General features: G+C 47.5%; 12 protein-coding genes. 7 read left to right on the plus strand and 5 right to left on the minus strand.

The window, feature by feature from the left end:
* Window positions 1-169 precede the first annotated feature (169 nt).
* Window positions 170-445: a hypothetical protein gene (locus FEN17_RS09945; RefSeq protein ID WP_138365095.1), complete on the plus strand. Its 276-nt coding sequence runs from the start codon at window positions 170-172 to the stop codon at window positions 443-445.
* 364 nt (window positions 446-809) lie between these two features.
* On the opposite strand, the gene FEN17_RS09950 is transcribed toward FEN17_RS09945, so the two are convergent.
* From FEN17_RS09950 to FEN17_RS09960, 3 genes are all read right to left on the minus strand, one after another.
* Complete coding sequence (locus FEN17_RS09950) at window positions 810-4,379, minus strand: sensor histidine kinase (protein ID WP_138365096.1); 3,570 nt, start codon at window positions 4,377-4,379, stop codon at window positions 810-812.
* A gap of 259 nt (window positions 4,380-4,638) precedes the next feature.
* Window positions 4,639-5,334: a T9SS type A sorting domain-containing protein gene (locus tag FEN17_RS09955; RefSeq protein ID WP_138365097.1), complete on the minus strand. Its 696-nt coding sequence runs from the start codon at window positions 5,332-5,334 to the stop codon at window positions 4,639-4,641.
* Window positions 5,335-5,425: 91 nt separating this feature from the next.
* On the minus strand, window positions 5,426-6,385 hold the full coding sequence (locus tag FEN17_RS09960; protein ID WP_138365098.1) for a hypothetical protein: 960 nt from the start codon (window positions 6,383-6,385) through the stop codon (window positions 5,426-5,428).
* A gap of 261 nt (window positions 6,386-6,646) precedes the next feature.
* Here FEN17_RS09960 and FEN17_RS09965 point away from each other — a divergent pair, with 261 nt between their 5' ends.
* Both FEN17_RS09965 and FEN17_RS09970 read left to right on the plus strand, forming a co-directional pair.
* Complete coding sequence (locus FEN17_RS09965) at window positions 6,647-7,882, plus strand: PQQ-dependent sugar dehydrogenase (protein WP_138365099.1); 1,236 nt, start codon at window positions 6,647-6,649, stop codon at window positions 7,880-7,882.
* A gap of 91 nt (window positions 7,883-7,973) precedes the next feature.
* Window positions 7,974-11,765: a TPR end-of-group domain-containing protein gene (locus FEN17_RS09970; protein ID WP_138365100.1), complete on the plus strand. Its 3,792-nt coding sequence runs from the start codon at window positions 7,974-7,976 to the stop codon at window positions 11,763-11,765.
* Window positions 11,766-11,768: 3 nt separating this feature from the next.
* Here FEN17_RS09970 and FEN17_RS09975 read toward each other — a convergent pair whose 3' ends face one another.
* On the minus strand, window positions 11,769-13,175 hold the full coding sequence (locus FEN17_RS09975) for a caspase family protein (RefSeq protein WP_138365101.1): 1,407 nt from the start codon (window positions 13,173-13,175) through the stop codon (window positions 11,769-11,771).
* 6 nt (window positions 13,176-13,181) lie between these two features.
* Entirely contained in the window at window positions 13,182-13,415 is a 234-nt protein-coding gene (locus FEN17_RS09980) for a hypothetical protein (protein ID WP_138365102.1), read from the minus strand.
* A gap of 141 nt (window positions 13,416-13,556) precedes the next feature.
* Here FEN17_RS09980 and FEN17_RS09985 point away from each other — a divergent pair, with 141 nt between their 5' ends.
* The 4 genes from FEN17_RS09985 to FEN17_RS10000 all read left to right on the plus strand — a co-directional run bounded on the left by FEN17_RS09985 (window position 13,557) and on the right by FEN17_RS10000 (window position 18,761).
* Window positions 13,557-15,695, plus strand: coding sequence for a tetratricopeptide repeat protein (locus FEN17_RS09985; protein ID WP_138365103.1), 2,139 nt, complete (start codon window positions 13,557-13,559; stop codon window positions 15,693-15,695).
* Window positions 15,696-15,758: 63 nt separating this feature from the next.
* On the plus strand, window positions 15,759-16,634 hold the full coding sequence (locus FEN17_RS09990) for a tyrosine-protein phosphatase (RefSeq protein WP_138365104.1): 876 nt from the start codon (window positions 15,759-15,761) through the stop codon (window positions 16,632-16,634).
* Between the two features lie 152 nt (window positions 16,635-16,786).
* The gene (locus FEN17_RS09995) at window positions 16,787-17,161 is read left to right on the plus strand and encodes an immunity protein Imm33 domain-containing protein (protein ID WP_138365105.1); all 375 of its coding nucleotides are present in this window, start codon (window positions 16,787-16,789) and stop codon (window positions 17,159-17,161) included.
* Between the two features lie 526 nt (window positions 17,162-17,687).
* Window positions 17,688-18,761 carry a sterol desaturase family protein gene (locus FEN17_RS10000; RefSeq protein WP_138365106.1) on the plus strand — a complete coding sequence of 358 codons (1,074 nt, stop codon included), beginning with the start codon at window positions 17,688-17,690 and terminating at the stop codon, window positions 18,759-18,761.
* The last annotated feature ends 22 nt before the right edge of the window (window positions 18,762-18,783 follow it).

The raw sequence follows: 18,783 nt of genomic DNA on the forward strand, positions 1-18,783 counted from the left end.
TAACTTCTCTTATTTTAAGGGAAGTTATTTTAATTTTAAGGATGACCACCACTTTCCGAAGTATTTCGTAACCGTTAAATTATTAGATCGTACCGATGGTTAAACGGATTCGTGAAATGTAACTGGCAATTTCCATATTTGGTTTTAACACAAACCTAACATATAGAAAATGTCGATCGAGGAACTGGGATTATCCATTAATTGCGTCGCTTTCGTGGCGGTCGTCTCGAAGGATACCGTGGACGGAATGTTCAGAAGTACAACCTTCAAACTAAGTAGTCTCAGCAAAATCGGGCTGATATTAATTTTGAACCTGCTTATAGCGCAAGTTTTTGAGTTTAGCAATCTGATAACAGTTAGTAAAGTCATGATTGCCACACAAGCATTTGCATCTATTCTGTCTTTCGGATTTCTTCTTTTTATATTAGTTCTGAGGCGGGAATAAATTTATCTTTAAATCAAAAAGGCCAGCTTTATAATTGAATCAGTTTCAATTATAAAGCTGGCCTTTTTGATTATCAATTCTATTTAATTGATTTTATCTTTTCTATTATAGGCTATAAAAATTAAATAAATAAAAATAAGGATCGGAAATGACCCGATCAGCAAAGCCTGGTAAATGTGTAAATTCACGAAAAACAAATAAGAAGCCAAACCGCACGAGATGGTCAGAATTGTTGGCAGGATTAATTCATTTTGATCACGATCCGTTTTTCGGCTCGCTAATAATTTAAAAATCAAATAGCACCCACCCAGGACATCGATTACCGAGAATAATGTTATTAAAATTTTCATTTTCAAATTGTTTACTAATCGTCCAGGGAAGTAGACAGCTCTATCTGCACCAATGTGCCCAATGCTTCGCCGGCGTCATCATATTTATCAATAATTTTAACTTCCGCATGTTCGCCCTGCCTTCTGATCAGTTCCAACCTTTGCTGTGAGATCATCAGACCTTTGGAGACGTGCTTTTTGATACTGTTCGCACTTTTCTTTAACTCCATCGATTTTTTCCTGCCTATACCATTGTCCTCGATCGCACATTGCATTCGGCTATCATCCAGAATAGTGAATGAAATAGTCAAATGACGGTTGTCGGATTTGTGCATCAGGCCATGCCACAACGCATTTTCGACGTACGGCTGAAACAGCATGGAAGGAACCAGGATTTCATTGTCGAGAAGCTGGTCATCGCATTCTATCTTGAAAGTGAAACCGTTGCCAAACCGCATCAGCTCCAATTCGAGGTACAACCGCAGCACCGATATTTCTTCCTCAATCGCGATGAGGTTTTCGCCGGAATTATTCAAAATCAACCGGAACAGCTTGGCAAACTTGTTAAGATAATCCGCTCCTTCGCTGATCTTTCCAGTGACGATACATTCAAGAATACTATTGAGGCAATTGAAGACAAAATGCGGGTTCATCTGCGCGCGCAAGGCAATCAGCTGACTTTCGGCAAGCATTTTATTAAGCTGCAAAACCTGAATCTGGTTTTCCCGCGCCATTTGTAGCGCCAGCGCCTCTGCAATTTTTGTAGCGCTGATCGCGGCGATGGTCACCATGGTATTGAGATGCCGCTCCCGGAAAAAATCCTTCTTGCTATGTTCGGAGTCGATGACGCCCAACACTTTCCCCTCATACATAATCGGAACCGCCAATTCAGAAAACCGCTGCTCATCATCCATAATGTATCTCGGATCTTTCGAAGTATCCGCAATGATAAGTGGCTTGCCAGTTTGCGCCACCGTCCCGACTATCCCCTCGCCTACCGAAATTTCGATCGGATTATGTATTTCATGCCCTGTCAGATTTTTAGAACCGTACGCCGCTTTCTGCACCAGTTTGTCGGAATTTCGGTCCAGCAGATACACAACACAGTCTTCGAAATTCAGCTGCCCCATGCAATTTCTGGCAATATCCCAGCAAATTTCACTCACCGAATTCTCACCATAAGCCGAGTTCATGAAATAGCTGATCGTCTTGTCAATCTTCGCTTTCCTGACCCTTCTCAGATATGCGTTATAGATAATGCTCGAAAAAATAGTCGTTTGAATTGCGATAAGCAGGTAAAACCACCAGGTTTGCCACCAGTGCGGAAGTATTACAATGCCCAGTTTAGTAAAACTCCGCATCCAGCGACCTTTTCCGTCGGTGCTGCGAACCTTAAAAGTGTATCTCCCGGGCAGCAGGTTACTATAAGAAATCGAGAGCGAGCGGCCCGCATAGATCCAGTCTTTGTCTATATTTTCAAGCTGGTAACTGTATTGAAGCGAGGGAATATCCCGATGCCGCCGGGATGCGTACTGAAATGTCAGAAATGCATTATCGGGTTCAAGCTCTATTTCTTGCTGATTTCTGTAATTGCCCAATTCTCTGCCAAACGAACTGATCCCCGACAAAACCGGCGGATCAGAAACCCGGATATCCCCAAAACGGGACGGCGCGAGAATCACCAGGTGGTCGAGCATCACGGCATACAGCAGGCCTTTATGGAAAACAACGAAGTTCCAGTAATCCTGCAATGTTTTCCCCATATCCAGCTTGATCTTATTAGCCGTTTTCAAAACTGGATTTACCATCTGCAACCCCTCACCGTCTACCGTCCAGATGTTCCCGTTTGCATCTATATCGATGTTGTTGATCTGGTCGGAAATCAATCCATTTCCCGTATTGATGCTGTCCAGTAATGTACCTTTCGGGCTAAATTTGATCAATCCGCGGCCGAAAACTGTCGCCCAAATATTCCCTTTCGGATCTTCAATAGGTTTGTTAACGTAAAAGGAATTTGGATTGGTTACCGTAATCTTGGTGAACTTCTCGGTGCGGATATCAAAGCGGACAAATCCTTCACCTTCCATCGCAAACAGAATATCACCGTTGCGAAGCTGTAAATAGCTCTGAGCATACTGATATCTAAATTTACCCAATGATTCATCTTTTCCGTCAAAACGGTCAACTCTTTGAGAGTCAGGATTGTATCGGTAAATCGCGTCATCGTCAATCTGAAACCAGATTTTTCCGGTTTGATCCTGAAAAACGAAGCTCGCATAGGTGGCAGTTCCTCTCGGCGTATAACCGGTGAATTTCTTAATGTCCTTGTCGGGGCTGGTCAGGTGATAAATGCCATCGTGGCCCGCAAACCACCAGGTCCCGTCTTTTACTTTTACAGACATCACAAACCTGTTTCTGATCAGGTCTTCGTTTTGCGTCACAAAAAACCGCTTGTAAGTCCGTGCACTAAGATCATAATACACAATCCCGTCCTCCTTGCAGGCCATCACGTGCTGGCCGTCCACCTGAATGTGATTAATATGCGCAAAACCAGTATGATGAATAAACTTGAAGCTGGGCAATTTGTGGATGGCCACAAAAAGCGAATTGTTCAAATTTTTGCTGACACCATTGATCGTTCCCAGCCAAACATCACCATTTTCGTCTTCAAGCGCACTATTGAAGTGTCCGTAACCGATCGAGTAGGTCTCTTCCTGGCTGTAAGGAATTTTTTTAATCGGTTTTCCGGGTTCTTTGATGAAGGCGGCAAAAAGCCAGGTGGAAATCCAGAGCCGCTCTTTGCTGTCGACAAACAGAAAATTGCAACCGTCGGTGAGTTTGATACCGTCAAAATCGTTGTACTGCTCGACCTTATTGGTTTTCCTATTCCAGAAATACAGCGTTTTGGTAGCATTGGAGCCGTACCAGACATTACCCTGCTTGTCCAGCGTGATCGCATAAACTTTGGTCAGTTCCAGCAGCGGCAGTTTTTTCGGGTTTTTATATTGATCGTAAACGGCGCGATTTCGACAATCGAGGAAGTAAGTTTTGGTACCGCCGATCCAGAAGCCGCCGTCCGCTTCATCCCAGATGAATGCTGACACAATAAATCGCTGGTCCTCAATCATTTTCAATTCGGGGATGTACCGCAGTCCCCTCATCAGCTCTCCGCCGTGGAGCACATAAATTTCATTGGTGGTGATGACCCAAATCTTGCCCAAACCATCTTTGCGGATAGAAAGCACACTTTGATTTTTAACCGGCGCAAATCGTTTATCGACTGAAAACTTACCTGTATCCTTATTAAAAATATATATCCCGATCGTTGTGGCGACCATCAGGTCAGACTCGGTAGTATCTGCATAAATATCATTGACAACCAGCTCTTTCCTAGCGAGATTATTGACATACTTTTTAACAACCGCACCATCGTACCGGTTGAGACCATTGACTGTTCCAATCCATAAAAAGCCGTCCGGATCTTTGTGGAGGCATCTTACCTGCTTTGCACTAAGCCCATCCTCCCCCTGCAAGTTCTGAAATATATACTGACCCTTTCCCAGTAGCGGGATCAGAAAAATCAGTATACAAAGCAGTTTTCTCATGAGGTCGGGTTAGGTCTGAATTTCTTTCTTATCGGTTAATGATCACTTTTATCTGATTTGCTATTAAAAATCCGGCGGTGATGGATCACTTGGTTGAGCTTGTCTAAATATATTCTTTAACCGCTTTTTTCATGTATTGTAATTTTCCACCGGTCGCTCAAACTTATTTAACGGAAAAAGGCTTGCGTCAAAAAAAGAAGCGGCCCCTCCTGAAACTGAAAAGGTTCAAGAGGGGCCGCCTTGTGTGTTGTGATGTTGGTTAACGTCTGATAATCTTGATCGTCTTTTGCTCCGTCGCCGTTTTTACTGTCAGCAAATACAAACCTGAAACCGGAAGTTTGAAGGTATTTTCTTTTGAAGGATTTGCCTGCTGCATGACATTGATACCTTTTGAATCAACCAAACTCACCATCGAAGTCCGCTCCGGTAGCTTAATCTGCACATTTCCATCCGGTGACGGGTTTGGATATACGGAAAACTGAGTGATACTTTCAAACGCCGGAACAACAGAGATAATTCTGCTCATTGAAAATGACCCTATCCAGTCAAATTGTTTCAGTCGGTAATAACTGGTGGTACGCAATTCCCGGTCTGTGAAGTGATAATCTTTTTCTGTGTTGCTATCGCCGGCGCCGTCTATCCAGGCAATTTTTTCGAATATTTTTCCGTCGGTCGACTTTTGAAGTTCAAAACCCTTATTGCCGCTTTCCCCGGCAGTTTTCCAATGGATTTCAGCGTCGCCGGTGCTTGTAAGTTGGCCTTCAAAACTGATCAGCTTTACGGGTAGTACCGATAATTCGGGCTGTGTATTGATACTGCCCAGCACCCAATCGAGACTGACACCGCCCGCAGAAGCAGAATTAGAGGCTGCATAAATAGCGCCGGGGGAAATTTGTTGGGCTTGGAGCCGAAAGGCCACCAGGACGATCCCGAAAGTTAGATACAATTTTTTCATACTATTTTAAGTATATGGTCGGCATCCAAAGTAAGTGAATGTGATTAACACAGGAAAGCGGAAATGGCCGGTAATGAACCAACGGCAGATATCATTTAACTAACGGACAATTCGAGAGCCCTATGAAGGCAATTTCACGGAAAGGATTGCCTGTCAACAGCAACATTCGCTGGCCGGGATGACAAATCATCCGGTCGATGGCGAAGGGTATTTGAAGCGAAGAAACCTTTTCCAGCCGCTCGCCGATGTGGTAAAGTTCGAGGCCATGCATCCCTTTGTTCAGCACCAGCCAGTCGTCCATGATTGCAAAAGACCGAGTAGCGATGTCGATGGCGGAAACGAGATTAAAAGCCGTTTCGCCCACTTCAAACATTTGCAGATAACCTGTTCCGCAAATGATCAGGTAGCGTCCGTCCGAAGTGAATCCGGCCTGATAGCCAGGTTTTTGCAGATCTGTAACCTTGAAACATTTTTTAAAGCCCTTCTGGTTGAAATGCTGTACGTGCACTTCGCTGTAATTGGTGATATATACAATCAGGCTCATTTTCGGGTGGAGCTGCACATCTACCGGCACCTTTCCTTTCATTCTGATAGTAGCGAGAATATCCAGCGATTCCACAGCCATTTCGGCCATGGACATGGCCTTCCCTTCAAATGTAAAAATCTTATCATGGTGTCCCAGAACCGGTAAATGTCCCCGTACCAACCCGAAGCGATTGGCCATTTCCAGCGCAGAAGTAGACCCCGCCGGAACATCCAGCTCGTCATATAACTGCTTCGATAACAGCTTGAAACCGGAAATTCCCTGCGTGCGGATTTCTTCAAAAAGCGGATCGGGAAGTCGTTTATCATACATTCCCTTCATCTGGTAGGCCTCCACGTGATCATTTGTTTCCCAAATCGTTTTACGGTCAAAATTGCCGCCTGCTTCCAGCCAGACCACTTTCCAGGTGTCGGTCATGTAAAAGCCTTTTTCCTGATCCGAGACCCAAATGGCCTGGTTCTGGTCAATTTTCGGCGAGTCGGCTACCTTCAATAGTTCAAGTTTCATATCGATGATCCACTGGAATCCGTCCAGCCCGTTTACTGTTCTTTCAGATTTTTACAAACCTAATCGAAGCGATACGGTAGCTACTTTCCATTTATCCAGCGGATGATATGATTTATGCAAAGGCTTTTTGATCAGTATAATTCCGACTTTTCTGCTTCGTTTACGGAACCATTTATATGTAAACAGATTTTGATAGTTACGGTTTGAGGATGAAGACCTTTGACCCAAACCGCACCTTAAAACACTTTAACTTTGGAGAAAATGACTAGAAATGTTTTGCTAGTACTCGCAGGGGCCGCTTTTGCTTTCGCATCTTGCCAGAATAAATCGTCGGAAAGCACCGATACAGCCAGCGCCGACAGTACTTCCTCGGCACCTGTGGAAACCCAAAAGGCAAATTCTGATTACAAACCGGCATTTGAAGGCCAGACCCGGATCGCCGGCGTAAAATCCAAGACCGCTTACGAAGGCAAAGTACTTAGCAGCGACCTGAAAAACCCCTGGGGCATCACTTCGCTCCCAGATGGCAGGCTGATCATCACCGAAAAAGCAGGCGACATGCGCATTGCGACCACGGACGGCAAGCTGAGCGAGCCGATCACGGGTATCCCGGCGGTGAATGCAGAAGGACAAGGCGGTTTGCTCGGCATCCGCGTTGACCCTGATTTTGCGACTAACAGAATGATTTATTGGGTGTTTGCAGAAGCCCGGCCTGATGGTAACCTCACTGCGGTAGCAAAAGGAAAACTTTCGGCCGATGAGAAGAAAATTGAAGGCGCAACAGTGATTTACCGCGCTACGCCTGCATTCGCAAGCAATCTGCACTACGGTGGTCGAATTCTTTTTGACAAAAATAACAACCTGGTAATCAGCACCGGCGAGCGTTCGGATACAATCACACGCCCGCAAGCGCAACATTTAAATTCGAGCCTTGGAAAGGTGATCCGGATTACCAAAGATGGCAAGCCGGTGGCTGGAAATCCGTTTGAAGGTAAATCTGGTGCTAAGCCGGAGCTGTATTCCTACGGTCACCGCAATGTGCAGGGACTGGCATTTCATCCGGTTACCGGCGATTTGTGGGAAGTGGAATTTGGTCCAAGAGGCGGCGACGAGTTGAACCGTATTGAGCCAGGCAAAAATTACGGCTGGCCGACCATTACTTATGGTATCGAATACAGCGGCAAGAAGATCGGAGACTCTATCCAGGTGAAAGAGGGTATGGAGCAACCGGTTTATTACTGGGATCCCGTGGTTTCTCCGAGCGGCATCACCTTTTACAGTGGAAATGCGATTCCTGAGTGGAAAAACAATCTGTTTATCAGCGGTTTAAGCAGTATGCAGGTAACCCGGTTGGTAATAGAAAACAACAAAGTAGTGGGAGAAGAAAGGCTGCTGAGCGGCGAAGGGCAGCGTTTCAGGGACATTACCGAGGGCAAAGACGGCGCGCTTTACACGGTGACCGATCAGGGTAGGCTTTACCGGATCTCCAAGAAATAATTATTCTTAACTTTAAAAAAATGCCGCCTGGAATGATCCGGGCGGCATTACCGGATTTCCAACGCTCCTCTTTTACATTCAGAAAAGGTTTATGGTCGGGTTCGGAAGACTGCTCTTGCTGTGTTTCTGCTGCATCCTCTGGCAGGATGCGCTTGGTGCGCCGGGTAAGCAGCGCACTTATGCCGTCGTGATCGGTATCAGTCAATACCAAAATCCCGCCCTCTCCACGCTCCGGTTTTCCGACCGTGACGCCACTTTGTTTGCGGCCTATTTACAGTCCAAAGCAGGCGGCAATGTGCCCGCAGGAAATATCCGACTGCTACTCAATGAAAATGCCGGGATCGCTGCGATTTATGATGCCCTAAACTGGCTGCAGGAACATTGCGGCAAGGATGATAAGGCATATATTTATTTCTCGGGCCATGGCGATGTTGAGACCGAAAACAAGTTCAGTCTTGGTTATTTACTGGCCTACAACTCCCCGCCGAACAATTACCGAAACAATGCAATTGCCCTGGAAGACCTCAACAAAGTAGCCAACCAGCTTTCTACTGAAAACAACGTCACCGTCGTGCTCGTCACCGACGCCTGCCATACCGGCAAGCTGGCGGGTGATTATTATAAAGGCAAACAACTGGTTGCCCGACAGTTACAGCAGATTTTAAACAATGAAACAAGGCTCGCCGCCTGCGAGGTGAACGAAGAAGCGGCAGAAAGTGAAGACTGGGGTGGCGGTCGCGGGGTGTTTTCTTACTATTTATTACAAGGTTTGAATGGCCTGGCTGATCTCGACCAGAACGATACCATTCAACTCAAAGAACTCAATCGCTACCTGGATTCGGCTTTTATTACGGATAAAATTCTGGTCAGGAATGCACATAAGCAGCATCCGGTTTCCGATGGTAACCCCTACCAGACGATAGCGATGCGGGATATTTCTACCTTAAATAGCTTGACGGCAAATGTCGCCCGTAAACCCGGCGGCCCGCAGTCCGCAGTCCAGATTTTCGGATCGCTCGCGATCCAGCCGATCGACTATTTATTTACCTTAATAAAAAACCAAAATATTGCCAGTAAGCTGCATTTCAGCACTTATGGCCACATTTCACCTGATAGCCTGCCGCTCCAAATCGTGGAGGAATGTATCCTCTACCAGCAGCAGCTGGACAAAGAAAAGGCAACGAACCCGGAGCGAGATAAAACCTATTTTTTTGCCAGGACCGACAGCCTGCAAATGTTGAAAACCCAGTTTTCACGGAGCCGCAATTTGACCAGGAATTTCAACGAGCGCTTTGTGCAGCTGGTACACAGCCAGGCGCAGGAAATGGTCAACGCGTATTTGTCGGGTGACATTGATGAGTTGGAAAAACGGCAGTATTATTCGGATGACAAGTTTTACTCCAATTTTCTGAGCATGCTGCGGGTGGCCTTGCAGGTGTGTCCGCAGGATAATTTTTTGTATCAGTTACTAAATGTGCAGGAAGCCTACCTGAGCGGATTGTCGCTGCGGCTACAAATGGCTACGGCGCCCAAACCGGCCCCCCTGCTCGACCAGGCCTTTTCTTACCAGGAGCAGGCCTTGAAACTGGAACCGTATGCGGCTTACATTCACAATGAGCTGGGAAATTTGTACATACTCCGCAAAAAATACGCGCTCGCCGACCGGCATTTCGACATTGCACGGGAACTATCGCCGACCTGGGCGGTGCCGTGGAGTAACAAGATCCGCATCGGGCTGGCTACCAGAAATCTAAGGAAGGCGATAGAGGCATTGCAGATCTCGGATTCGCTGCAGCCCGACCTATCCTATTCTTTTGTCAATGCAGGTTTGGCGATGGAGCAGCACGGTAACCTGCTGGCTGCCGAAAGTTATTTCCTGAAAGCGATCCGCGAGAATGAGCGGCATTTTTTGCCTTATGAAAGACTGGGCAGCATTTATACCAGCACCGGAGACTATGGAAAAGCCGACTGGTACCTTACCGAAGCTGCGTACCGAAAACGCGGTTATTCGCTGAATATGGACTATTTCATCACCGGCCTGGCATCGACCGGCGCGCCTCCCCGCTATCCAGGTGATTGGCTATCGTGCGACATGTTCCGCGATGTGGCAGCACCAGCATCAAAGCCCTATGTGCAGCTCGTGGACGCATTGAAAACCATGCAGGAAAATCCGGAAAAGACTTTGCAGTCCTTGAAGCGGCTTTCGGCTCAGCATCCAAAAATGCCTCTTGTGCAACATTATCGGGGCAAAATGCTTTTTGAGCGTAAAAAATGGGCCGAAGCCGAGCCGATCTTGCTCGATTCGATCAATACTTACCAGCCTGACACCAGCCTGGCCGATTTTCTGCAAAAAAGCATTGGTATGCGCAGCGAAGCGGACACCTGTTTATTGGTGCAAATGATCGGATATCAGTACAATAGGCTCGAAGATCACTACCTGCTTGCAGCTATCAACGAACATTTAAAACAACCTGAAAAAGCATTGCAGCGATACCAGCAGATTTCTGACATTGAAAATAACCTACTGAAAGACCAGGCCACTTTTCAGGGGGATTTTGCCAAAACAGACAACCCCTGGTACGCGGAATTTTTACAGTATTCGCCTTACGCGCAGAACCCGGAATTGGCGCCATTTTTGCCGCTCCCGGAAATGGCTGGATACCTGAAAATAGCTAAAAATCAGGAAGATGCGGGTGATTATCTGTCTGCGGAAAAGACCTATCTCCGGCAGGTACAGCTGAACCTGGAAGTGGGAAACGCCAGGGTGGCTGCTTTGCAAAAAATGAACTTCGCGGTGAGTAACGCGAGGTCGTATCGGATTCAGGTGAACAGGCTGGCGGAGGCGGCGACTTTTCAGTTTTATGAAAGAATGGACAAGCTGTTTCCGCGGGATAGTGAGTGGCAGAGAAAGGCCGGAATATTCCTGTATAACCGGCTTGCGAGGGCTTTTAGTAATGTTCCGGCTGCCAGTTACGAGCTGGCTTACAAAATCCTGAAAAGTTACTCTTATCCGTTTTTGGCAAATGAAAGCTTTGGAACGGTACCGGGTCCCGGTGAAATTCAGGTGGCAATTCCGGGCACCGGAGAATTCCTGCAAGTAGCTTTTCCCGTATACGATCCGGCCCTGGTTTCCCTGGAAAAGTTGAAAATGGCGGTCCGACTGTCAGGAGATTTGGAACCTGATCCGCATTTGCTCGAAGCGATTGCCGATTTGCTTAGCTGGACAGGGAAGCGCAAAGAGGCTTTGGAAAAGTACCGGGAATTGATCGCGCGGCATCATCCGGACGCAGCGCTCCTTACCAAGATCATCAATTACAGCATTGCAGCCCAGGAACCTGATTTGGCCGTGCAGCAGCTGGAAGTTTTGTATAATCGGGGAGAGACAACCCGGGCTCAAAACATGCAACTGGCTGACTGGTATGCATTAAGCGGCCAACCCGGGCGTGCGACGATTATTTTGGAAAAAGAAAAAACAAAAAATCCGACGCTGCAAAATGAGGCTTCTTTGATTTTGGCAAAAACAAACCTGCTGGCCGGCCGCAAATCCGACGCCCTGACTTACCTGCAAGCCGCGCCCGCTTCCCTGCACGCCGACGCTGAAAACCGCAACCCGGCAAAAGCCGTACAAGATTATTCGCTCGCCCGGTTATATGCCCGTCAGCGACAAAAAAATAAAGCATTTGCTGCGTTATACGAATCACTAAAAAACGGGTTTACGTCGGAAAACGTCGTGGCAACCGACCCTGCCTGGGAACGTTTGCGCAAGTCTGCCCGATGGAAAGAAATGATGAAGCAGTACCCGTTCCAGCCGCGCGAAAAGTTTTATAAGCAAGACCACGATCGGGACTGGTATGGCACTTTGGATCAGTTACTTAGCGAATAACATTCACTTTGAAACCTCAAACCGCGCGGATTGCAGCCGGCGATTGTTCACGCAGGGGCCATCGCCTTTACAGGGTGCCGAGAGCGACAGTCGGGTTGCCTTGGCGCGGGTATTTGCCAGCAGGCTCAGCCAGGTAACATTACTCCCCGAGCCGTATAGGACATTGCGCATTTCGGACGTAAACGAATGTGTGAAATAGCCGCCCAAATCCGGATTTCCCACTGCAACCTGGTACTTGTCGGCCGATCCGATAAGGATAGAAACCGGCTTTTCGGGAAAGAAAAGTTGTGCCACCAGATATGCATTGATTTGCGGCTGGTAACCGGGAGGATCTTTGACAACGAGCGGATCGGGGCCGAGGGGCGCCGTCACGCCCACGTCGCTGTTACAGCAGTCGCTGACGCAGAGCGTGACGCGGGCTTTCTTTTTGAGCAGCATTTTACTAACTGATTCCAGGCCCAGGTTATTTTTTCCCAGATCCGCATCCTTATTAAGTCGCAGCGACATCCTGGGATACAAACTTTTATCGTCCGTATACCGAAAACCGTGGCCGCTGTAATAAAAAACGACAATGTCGATGGCAGTGGGACGTATACCGGCCAGCGCACTTTCAACCGCTTTAATACTGAGGCTGGGACCAGAAATCTTATAAACCTGGATCTCCATGTTCATATCAGCCGCCAGCTTCGTGAAAGTGCCGGTTACTTTGTCCAGATCAATTTTCGTCGTCTCCCCGATAACCTTGTCGACGGTATTGGCGACGCTGATGAGGTAAAGCTTTTCTTTTCTCCTGGGCAGGCTGCCTCGCTGCCCGGTATTGCCGGTTTGGTAAAGGATGTCGTTGAAAATGTCATCCGATTCATTGTAAAAAACCCGCACGAGATCGGTTTCGTCCCGCAGACCCGTGGCACTTTTTTGCTGGTTTACAAGCATTTCCGAGGAAATCCAAGTACCGTCGGGTAAATGATATTCAATGTTTATTGGAAGATAATACAGGTTTTCGCCCGCTTTTTCTTTTTTAAATAAAATCCTGGGTGCGTGAAAACCATCGATGGTAGTAGCGAGAATGGGCAGTGGCTCACCGTCCGGAATAAGGTAATGATCCGGATTTTGGATGCCCTGGCTAATGTCCGTCGAATCAAGCAGGCCGACTTCCAAAAGCCTCTTTTCACCCGATGCGGGATCGACATACCGGACCCGCGCAATGCCGGAACCGTTATTGGCTAGTGTTAAAAAGGTATAGTAAGTGAGGGGCGATTTTCCTGGGGGCGTTATTTTATTTTCAAAATAAAAATATGACTGCCCAAATGCCTTTAAACCAAACCCTAATACCAAAAAAACGAAAAATCCGGCAGCAAAATACCTGAGGCAAAACTGCCTGAAATACCTGCAACCGGATTTCTCGTTCATAAAATTCTACTTCGTTTTGCGGCCCTCAGGACGGTCAGAGGCAGAAGAATCCACAATCGGCATCGTGTCTGGCGGCATTACCATGCTGGTGTCGACCTGCGAAGTATCCACCTGCATCGTATCCGCAGCGTCTGCTTCTTCGGCTTTCTTTTCGCTGCTGCATGACGTAAACATCCACGCGGCGACTAATCCGGTAGCGAGCAAGCCGGAAAACTTGATTTTGTTCGTAATTTGTGGCATATCGGTCAGATTTGGTTGGTCAAACTAACAATTTATTCTTAGAATTGTCAAAAATTAAAGAGATTATTTTCAATTTTTGATTTTCAGTACGCTAATCCTCGTCAAATCAAGTTGTTCGCATCATTTTATCTGGGTCAAACCGTGGGACGGTTAACGATTCTGCTCTGCCTGACAGCGGTGTTATGGTGCTTCTATTTGCCCGATGCGAAAGGCCAGATCAGCAACCTTCGCGTACTCAAAGAGAAGCAAAGTAAACTCATTAAAAATCCTGATTACCAGCGAGATACCGCTTATTTGAATGTCATAAACCAGATTGCTTTTCTGTATGCCGACAGCTATCCGGACAGTGCTTTGATACTCCTGAAAACAAATGTGATCGGCTGCCAGCAGGCTTCTTATCAAAAAGGTGAAACCGACAGTTATAAAATTACCGGTAATGCCTATATGACAAAGGGAAATTTTGAGGAAGCGCTCAGTTGGTACCAGAAAAGTTATGAGCTGGCGGAGCGCATTCATTATCAGGCTGCATTTCCCGGGATAAGAAATAACATTGGGCTGCTTTATACGAGCCAGGGAAATTATGCGGCGGCGTTGAAAGAGTTTTATTCGGCTTTGAACGCTGCCGAGGCGATCCACGACAAATTCGTCATGAGCAGCACGCTCAACAATGTAGCGATCATTCATTTTTATCAGGGAAAAATGGACTCGGCCGACAGTACCTACAAACAGACGCTGGAAATCGCCAAAGAAATCAAAGATACCATCGGTATTATCCTGGCTTACAACAACATTGCCGAAGTGAACATTGAGCAAAAGGCTTTGCCGCTCGCATTGAAAAACCTGAATACCGCATACGCGCTCGCCCGCGGCTACAACAATCCGGAAATGCTCACGATCGTATCACATTCGCTGGGCAACACGTATTTTCAGATGGACAGCCTGACGAAAGCGGCGGGGTATTTTGAGGCTGCTTCCAAACTCGCGCAGCAGCACGATTACAGTACTTCGGCCTGTAAGGCGCTGATCGGGCTTGCGCGGATTTACCAGCGGCAGGGGCTTTTGAAAGAAGCATTAAAAAATGGCCTGGAAGCGCTGGAAAAAGCGAAAGTGATGGGCCACACCCAGCTGCTCCGCGACGCCAGCGAAATTGTGTCGCGGATTTATGAAGATATGGGCGACGGCAAAAATGGCCTGACTTACTTCAAGCAATTTAAGATTTACTCCGACAGCCTGCGTAACATTGAAAGTCAGCACATTGCGGCGGCTTATGATGCCAATCTGGAATTTTCAAAAAAAGAAAGCACCCTGCAGCAGCAGAATTTGCAGCAACAGTGGATGCTCATCGCGGGCGGCGCGGCATTGATCCTGACCATCGTGATCCTGGTGATGGTGAACCGCAACCGGCAGCGGCTCGATAGTACCTATAAAGAATTGCAGCAGAAGAATGTGGAGATCGAGTCGCAGCGGAACCGGGCGGAAGAAGCATTGAAAGAATTGAAAGCGGCTCAGGCACAGCTGATTCAATCCGAGAAAATGGCAAGCCTCGGAGAAATTACGGCAGGTATCGCGCATGAGATCCAGAACCCCCTGAATTTTGTCAACAACTTTTCAGAAACCAGCATTGAGTTGCTGGACGAGATCAAGGCCGAGCTGGCCGCGGGCAATCCGGAGCTGGCGATGGAAATTATGGAAGACGTGGTGGGCAATCTGGAACGTATCCACCAGCACGGCAAACGCGCCGATTCGATTGTAAAAGGCATGCTGCAGCACAGCCGAAACAACAGCGGGCAAAAAGAGCCGACCGACCTGAATGCGCTGATCGACGAGTTTGTGCAGCTGAGTTACCACGGCCTGCGGGCGAAGGACAAAACATTCAATTCGGCGATTGATAAAGAACTCGACCCGGCGGTGGACAATATGCTGCTGGTGCCGCAGGATATGGGCAGGCTGATCCTGAACCTCGTCACGAATGCATTTCACGCGGTGCAGCAGAGGCAAAACCAGGGAAGCGATGCGACTTACCGGCCAGTAGTAACAATTGTCACGCAAAAACTGCCTCACAAAGTCAGGATCACGGTGAAAGACAATGGTACCGGCATTCCCGAAAATATCCGGAACAAGATTTTCCAGCCGTTTTTTACCACCAAACCTACCGGCCAGGGCACCGGTCTCGGCCTTTCGCTGAGTTATGACATTGTGACAAAAGGGTACGGCGGCAGCATTGACGTACAATCGACATTAGGCGAGGGCTCGGTGTTTACGATCGAGTTGCCGGGATGATTTTTGAATAAAGAAAACCTTACGCCGCGCTCGTGTGTTGATCTGAAAAATCATTACCCGATCGTGAAAAAAATACACTTCATCTTCCTCCTGCTGCTTGCCTCCTGTACTGCGAAACTTCCGCAACAATACGTTACCAAAACCCTACCCGATTCACTGCTGCCTGCCCGGCGGCACGTTGCTTTTGAAAACGAGGTAAATTTCCGGGACCTGGGCGGCTTTAAAACAACCGAGGGACGTACATTAAAGTGGGGGAAAATTTACCGGTCGGATAATCTTTCCGAATTGAAAACCAGCGAATTTCCCAAATTTGAAGATTTGCACATTAAAACGGTTTTCGATCTTCGGACCAACCAGGAGATTGAGGGAAAAGAAGATCATTTGCCAGCAGGCGTAACGCACCTGCACACGCCGACCGTCGCCGATGAGGCCGGGCAGATTGCCGGACTGAAAAAACGCGTCATCGATGGCGGGCTCGATGAGGCGGAGGCAAGAAAAATCACGACAGACTTTTACAAAGATGCCGTGAGCGTGAATGTGGATTCGCTGCGGGGCATTATCCACCGCATTCTGGATCAGAACGAGCCGGTTTTGTATCATTGCTCTGCCGGGAAAGATCGTACCGGCATTGTTTCCGCATTGATTTTGTCGATCCTGCACGTGGACCGCGAGACGATCATGAAGGAATATTTAATGTCCAATTATTACCGGGCGGAGAAAAACAGCAGGACTTTGGGAAAAGCCAAAGCCGGGAAGATCATCAAGCGAAAAATGGATCTGGATGCGATAACGGTGCTCATTACGGTGGACGAAAGTTTCATGCAGGCGGTGTTCGATACCATCGACCAGCGCTATGGCGGGATGGACAATTTTATCAAAAATCAGCTGGGTTATGACGCTACTGCACGGAGCGAATTAGTTTTGAAATATACCGACTAGTCATTATCCTATTTTGCTCCAATTTTACCGGTGGCTTACTGGCATCTGCCGATAGTTAAATGGAATGCAATGCTTAATCCGATTATGTTTTAATTCGGATTAAGCATTTGTTTTTATGATAACCCACCTTAAACCATCATTGCAGACATTTTATGAACTGGAACCTCCAACAACAGAGACAGAAAGCATTTTGCGAAGCCATGAGCAGTGAATTTTATGCAGTTGCGCCTGACCAGAAAGTCGGGATATCGCGGAACATCCTGGAAGCAGCGCTTCCGATTTACGGTCTGCGGATCGCGCCGGAGGGCGACAGTAACGGCTGGTATATCTGGGCCGGCCGGGAATTAAGCCTTTTCGAAGATTTTTTCCTGCCACTCCATGTAAAGCATCTCGACGATTGGAGCCCCGACGTCGTAAAATTCCTTGCCCTCGCCCCGGGCTGGCGCTTCATCAAAGCCGGTGATTACGAGAATGTCTGGTTTGATGAAAATCTGCTGCCTCCGGGAAATGTGGCTGACCAAGCTTAACACAATTTTCTTCCGCCAATCGCCTGGCGGTATCTGTCAGGCGATTGATCCTTTTTTTACATTTTCAAAAAAATAAATCTGCCTCGCTTGGTAATCTCAAATCCTTAAACTTACTTTGTCTATATAATTGATAGACTATGGCTTCGAACCACCCGCAGCTGTATTAAAACACAAAATCTTTCGCAGATATGAAAGCGATTATTTTACGTGACGCAAGCCTGGCTGCCCGCCCAGGCCAGGTGGTGAATCTTATGCTGCAGCACGCGGCTTCCCACATTACATTTCCGGCGACATTCCGCACCATGCAACATTGTTGTTGCTGACCCCGCATTCCTGCGCATCTTTTATTTTTCAGTAATTCAATTTCCAATTTATCATGACACAGGCCGACGTAGTCCTGCTGGCTAAAAAAATAGCCGTGGGAATATTCCTGACCATTGTGCCCTTTCTGCTGATTGTCGGCGGAATCTGGCTCGCGTATACACTGATCAGTTAGCGTATCATTTCACTTTTTACCATTATCACAATGAAAATCGAAAAAGAAATCCCGCAGCAAATCAAACGGGATGCCGTCATCAGTGTGCTTCTGTATGTCGCACCGATCGTATTGATGTTTGCCTTCTTTTATTTTACGGGCCAAAAGCCCTGGCAGGGAAGCAGTGGGCTGCCTTTCAAAGTGCCGCAATTTTTGGAAGCGATTTTTAAAAACCTCAGCTCGTGGGGCTTGCCAGTCATCGTACTGGTAATCGGCGTCGTCGAATTTATCCTCGGTCTGTACGAAAACAAATGGACCAAAAATGAAAGCGTGCTCGACATTGTTTGCTTTGTGATTCCCAAAATCGTTGTGAAGCCCGTGGTAACCTATTATAGCTTGCAGCTGCTCCCACAAATTTTGCCTGCTGCCAAAGATGTATTTTCCTGGGTCCCTTTCTGGTGGGCTTTCGCGATTATCGCCGTCGCCGACGACCTGACGCAGTACTGGTACCACCGCCTGCACCACCAGCTCCCCTGGTTATGGCGTTTTCACCGCACCCACCACAGCGCGCCGTACATGGGAATGGCGATGGCGAGCCGCCAGAATATCATTTATACCATCTTTTTCTCGCAAACTTACCTTACCGCGGCATTGACGTATGTTGGCCTGGGTTATGCGGCACTTTTTGTTAAAGTGATCAAATCGCTCATTACCACAGGCGCACATTCGAGCATTCCCTGGGACAAGCCTTTTTACGAAATCAAGTGGCTCAACCCGATCGGCTGGGTACTGGAACGGCTGATCTCGACCCCTGCCACGCACCATGCGCACCATGCCGATTCGAATGATGACGGCATCGGACATTACAAAGGAAATTTTGGTAACATGTTCTTTATCTGGGACATTATCTTCGGCACCGGCATCATTACAAGGAAATATCCTTCGGCGTACGGTATCAAACATTATCAGGAAGAAGAATGGTACGCGCAGTTTTTGTGGCCGATTCTTAAATCCAAAAAAGAAGGCAGCGAGCTCTCCGCAGGCGGCCCCATGGTAGGCGACGAAGTAGCCCCAAAAGAAATTGTTATCGAGCCGATCGGGCTGGAAGCACGCGTCGCGAGTTAGTTTATTTTACCAATTTTTTACA

This window comes from Dyadobacter luticola (assembly GCF_005860805.1).
Lineage (GTDB): Bacteria > Bacteroidota > Bacteroidia > Cytophagales > Spirosomataceae > Dyadobacter > Dyadobacter luticola.

Coding starts and splice junctions, on each gene's coding strand:
- FEN17_RS09995 (WP_138365105.1), top strand. CDS start 16,787: ATGAACTGGAACCTCCAACAACAGAGACAGAAAGCATTTTGCGAAGCC.
- FEN17_RS09950 (WP_138365096.1), bottom strand. CDS start 4,379: ATGAGAAAACTGCTTTGTATACTGATTTTTCTGATCCCGCTACTGGGA.
- FEN17_RS09970 (WP_138365100.1), top strand. CDS start 7,974: ATGGTCGGGTTCGGAAGACTGCTCTTGCTGTGTTTCTGCTGCATCCTC.
- FEN17_RS09955 (WP_138365097.1), bottom strand. CDS start 5,334: ATGAAAAAATTGTATCTAACTTTCGGGATCGTCCTGGTGGCCTTTCGG.
- FEN17_RS09980 (WP_138365102.1), bottom strand. CDS start 13,415: ATGCCACAAATTACGAACAAAATCAAGTTTTCCGGCTTGCTCGCTACC.
- FEN17_RS09965 (WP_138365099.1), top strand. CDS start 6,647: ATGACTAGAAATGTTTTGCTAGTACTCGCAGGGGCCGCTTTTGCTTTC.
- FEN17_RS09960 (WP_138365098.1), bottom strand. CDS start 6,385: ATGAAACTTGAACTATTGAAGGTAGCCGACTCGCCGAAAATTGACCAG.
- FEN17_RS09975 (WP_138365101.1), bottom strand. CDS start 13,175: ATGAACGAGAAATCCGGTTGCAGGTATTTCAGGCAGTTTTGCCTCAGG.
- FEN17_RS09945 (WP_138365095.1), top strand. CDS start 170: ATGTCGATCGAGGAACTGGGATTATCCATTAATTGCGTCGCTTTCGTG.
- FEN17_RS10000 (WP_138365106.1), top strand. CDS start 17,688: ATGAAAATCGAAAAAGAAATCCCGCAGCAAATCAAACGGGATGCCGTC.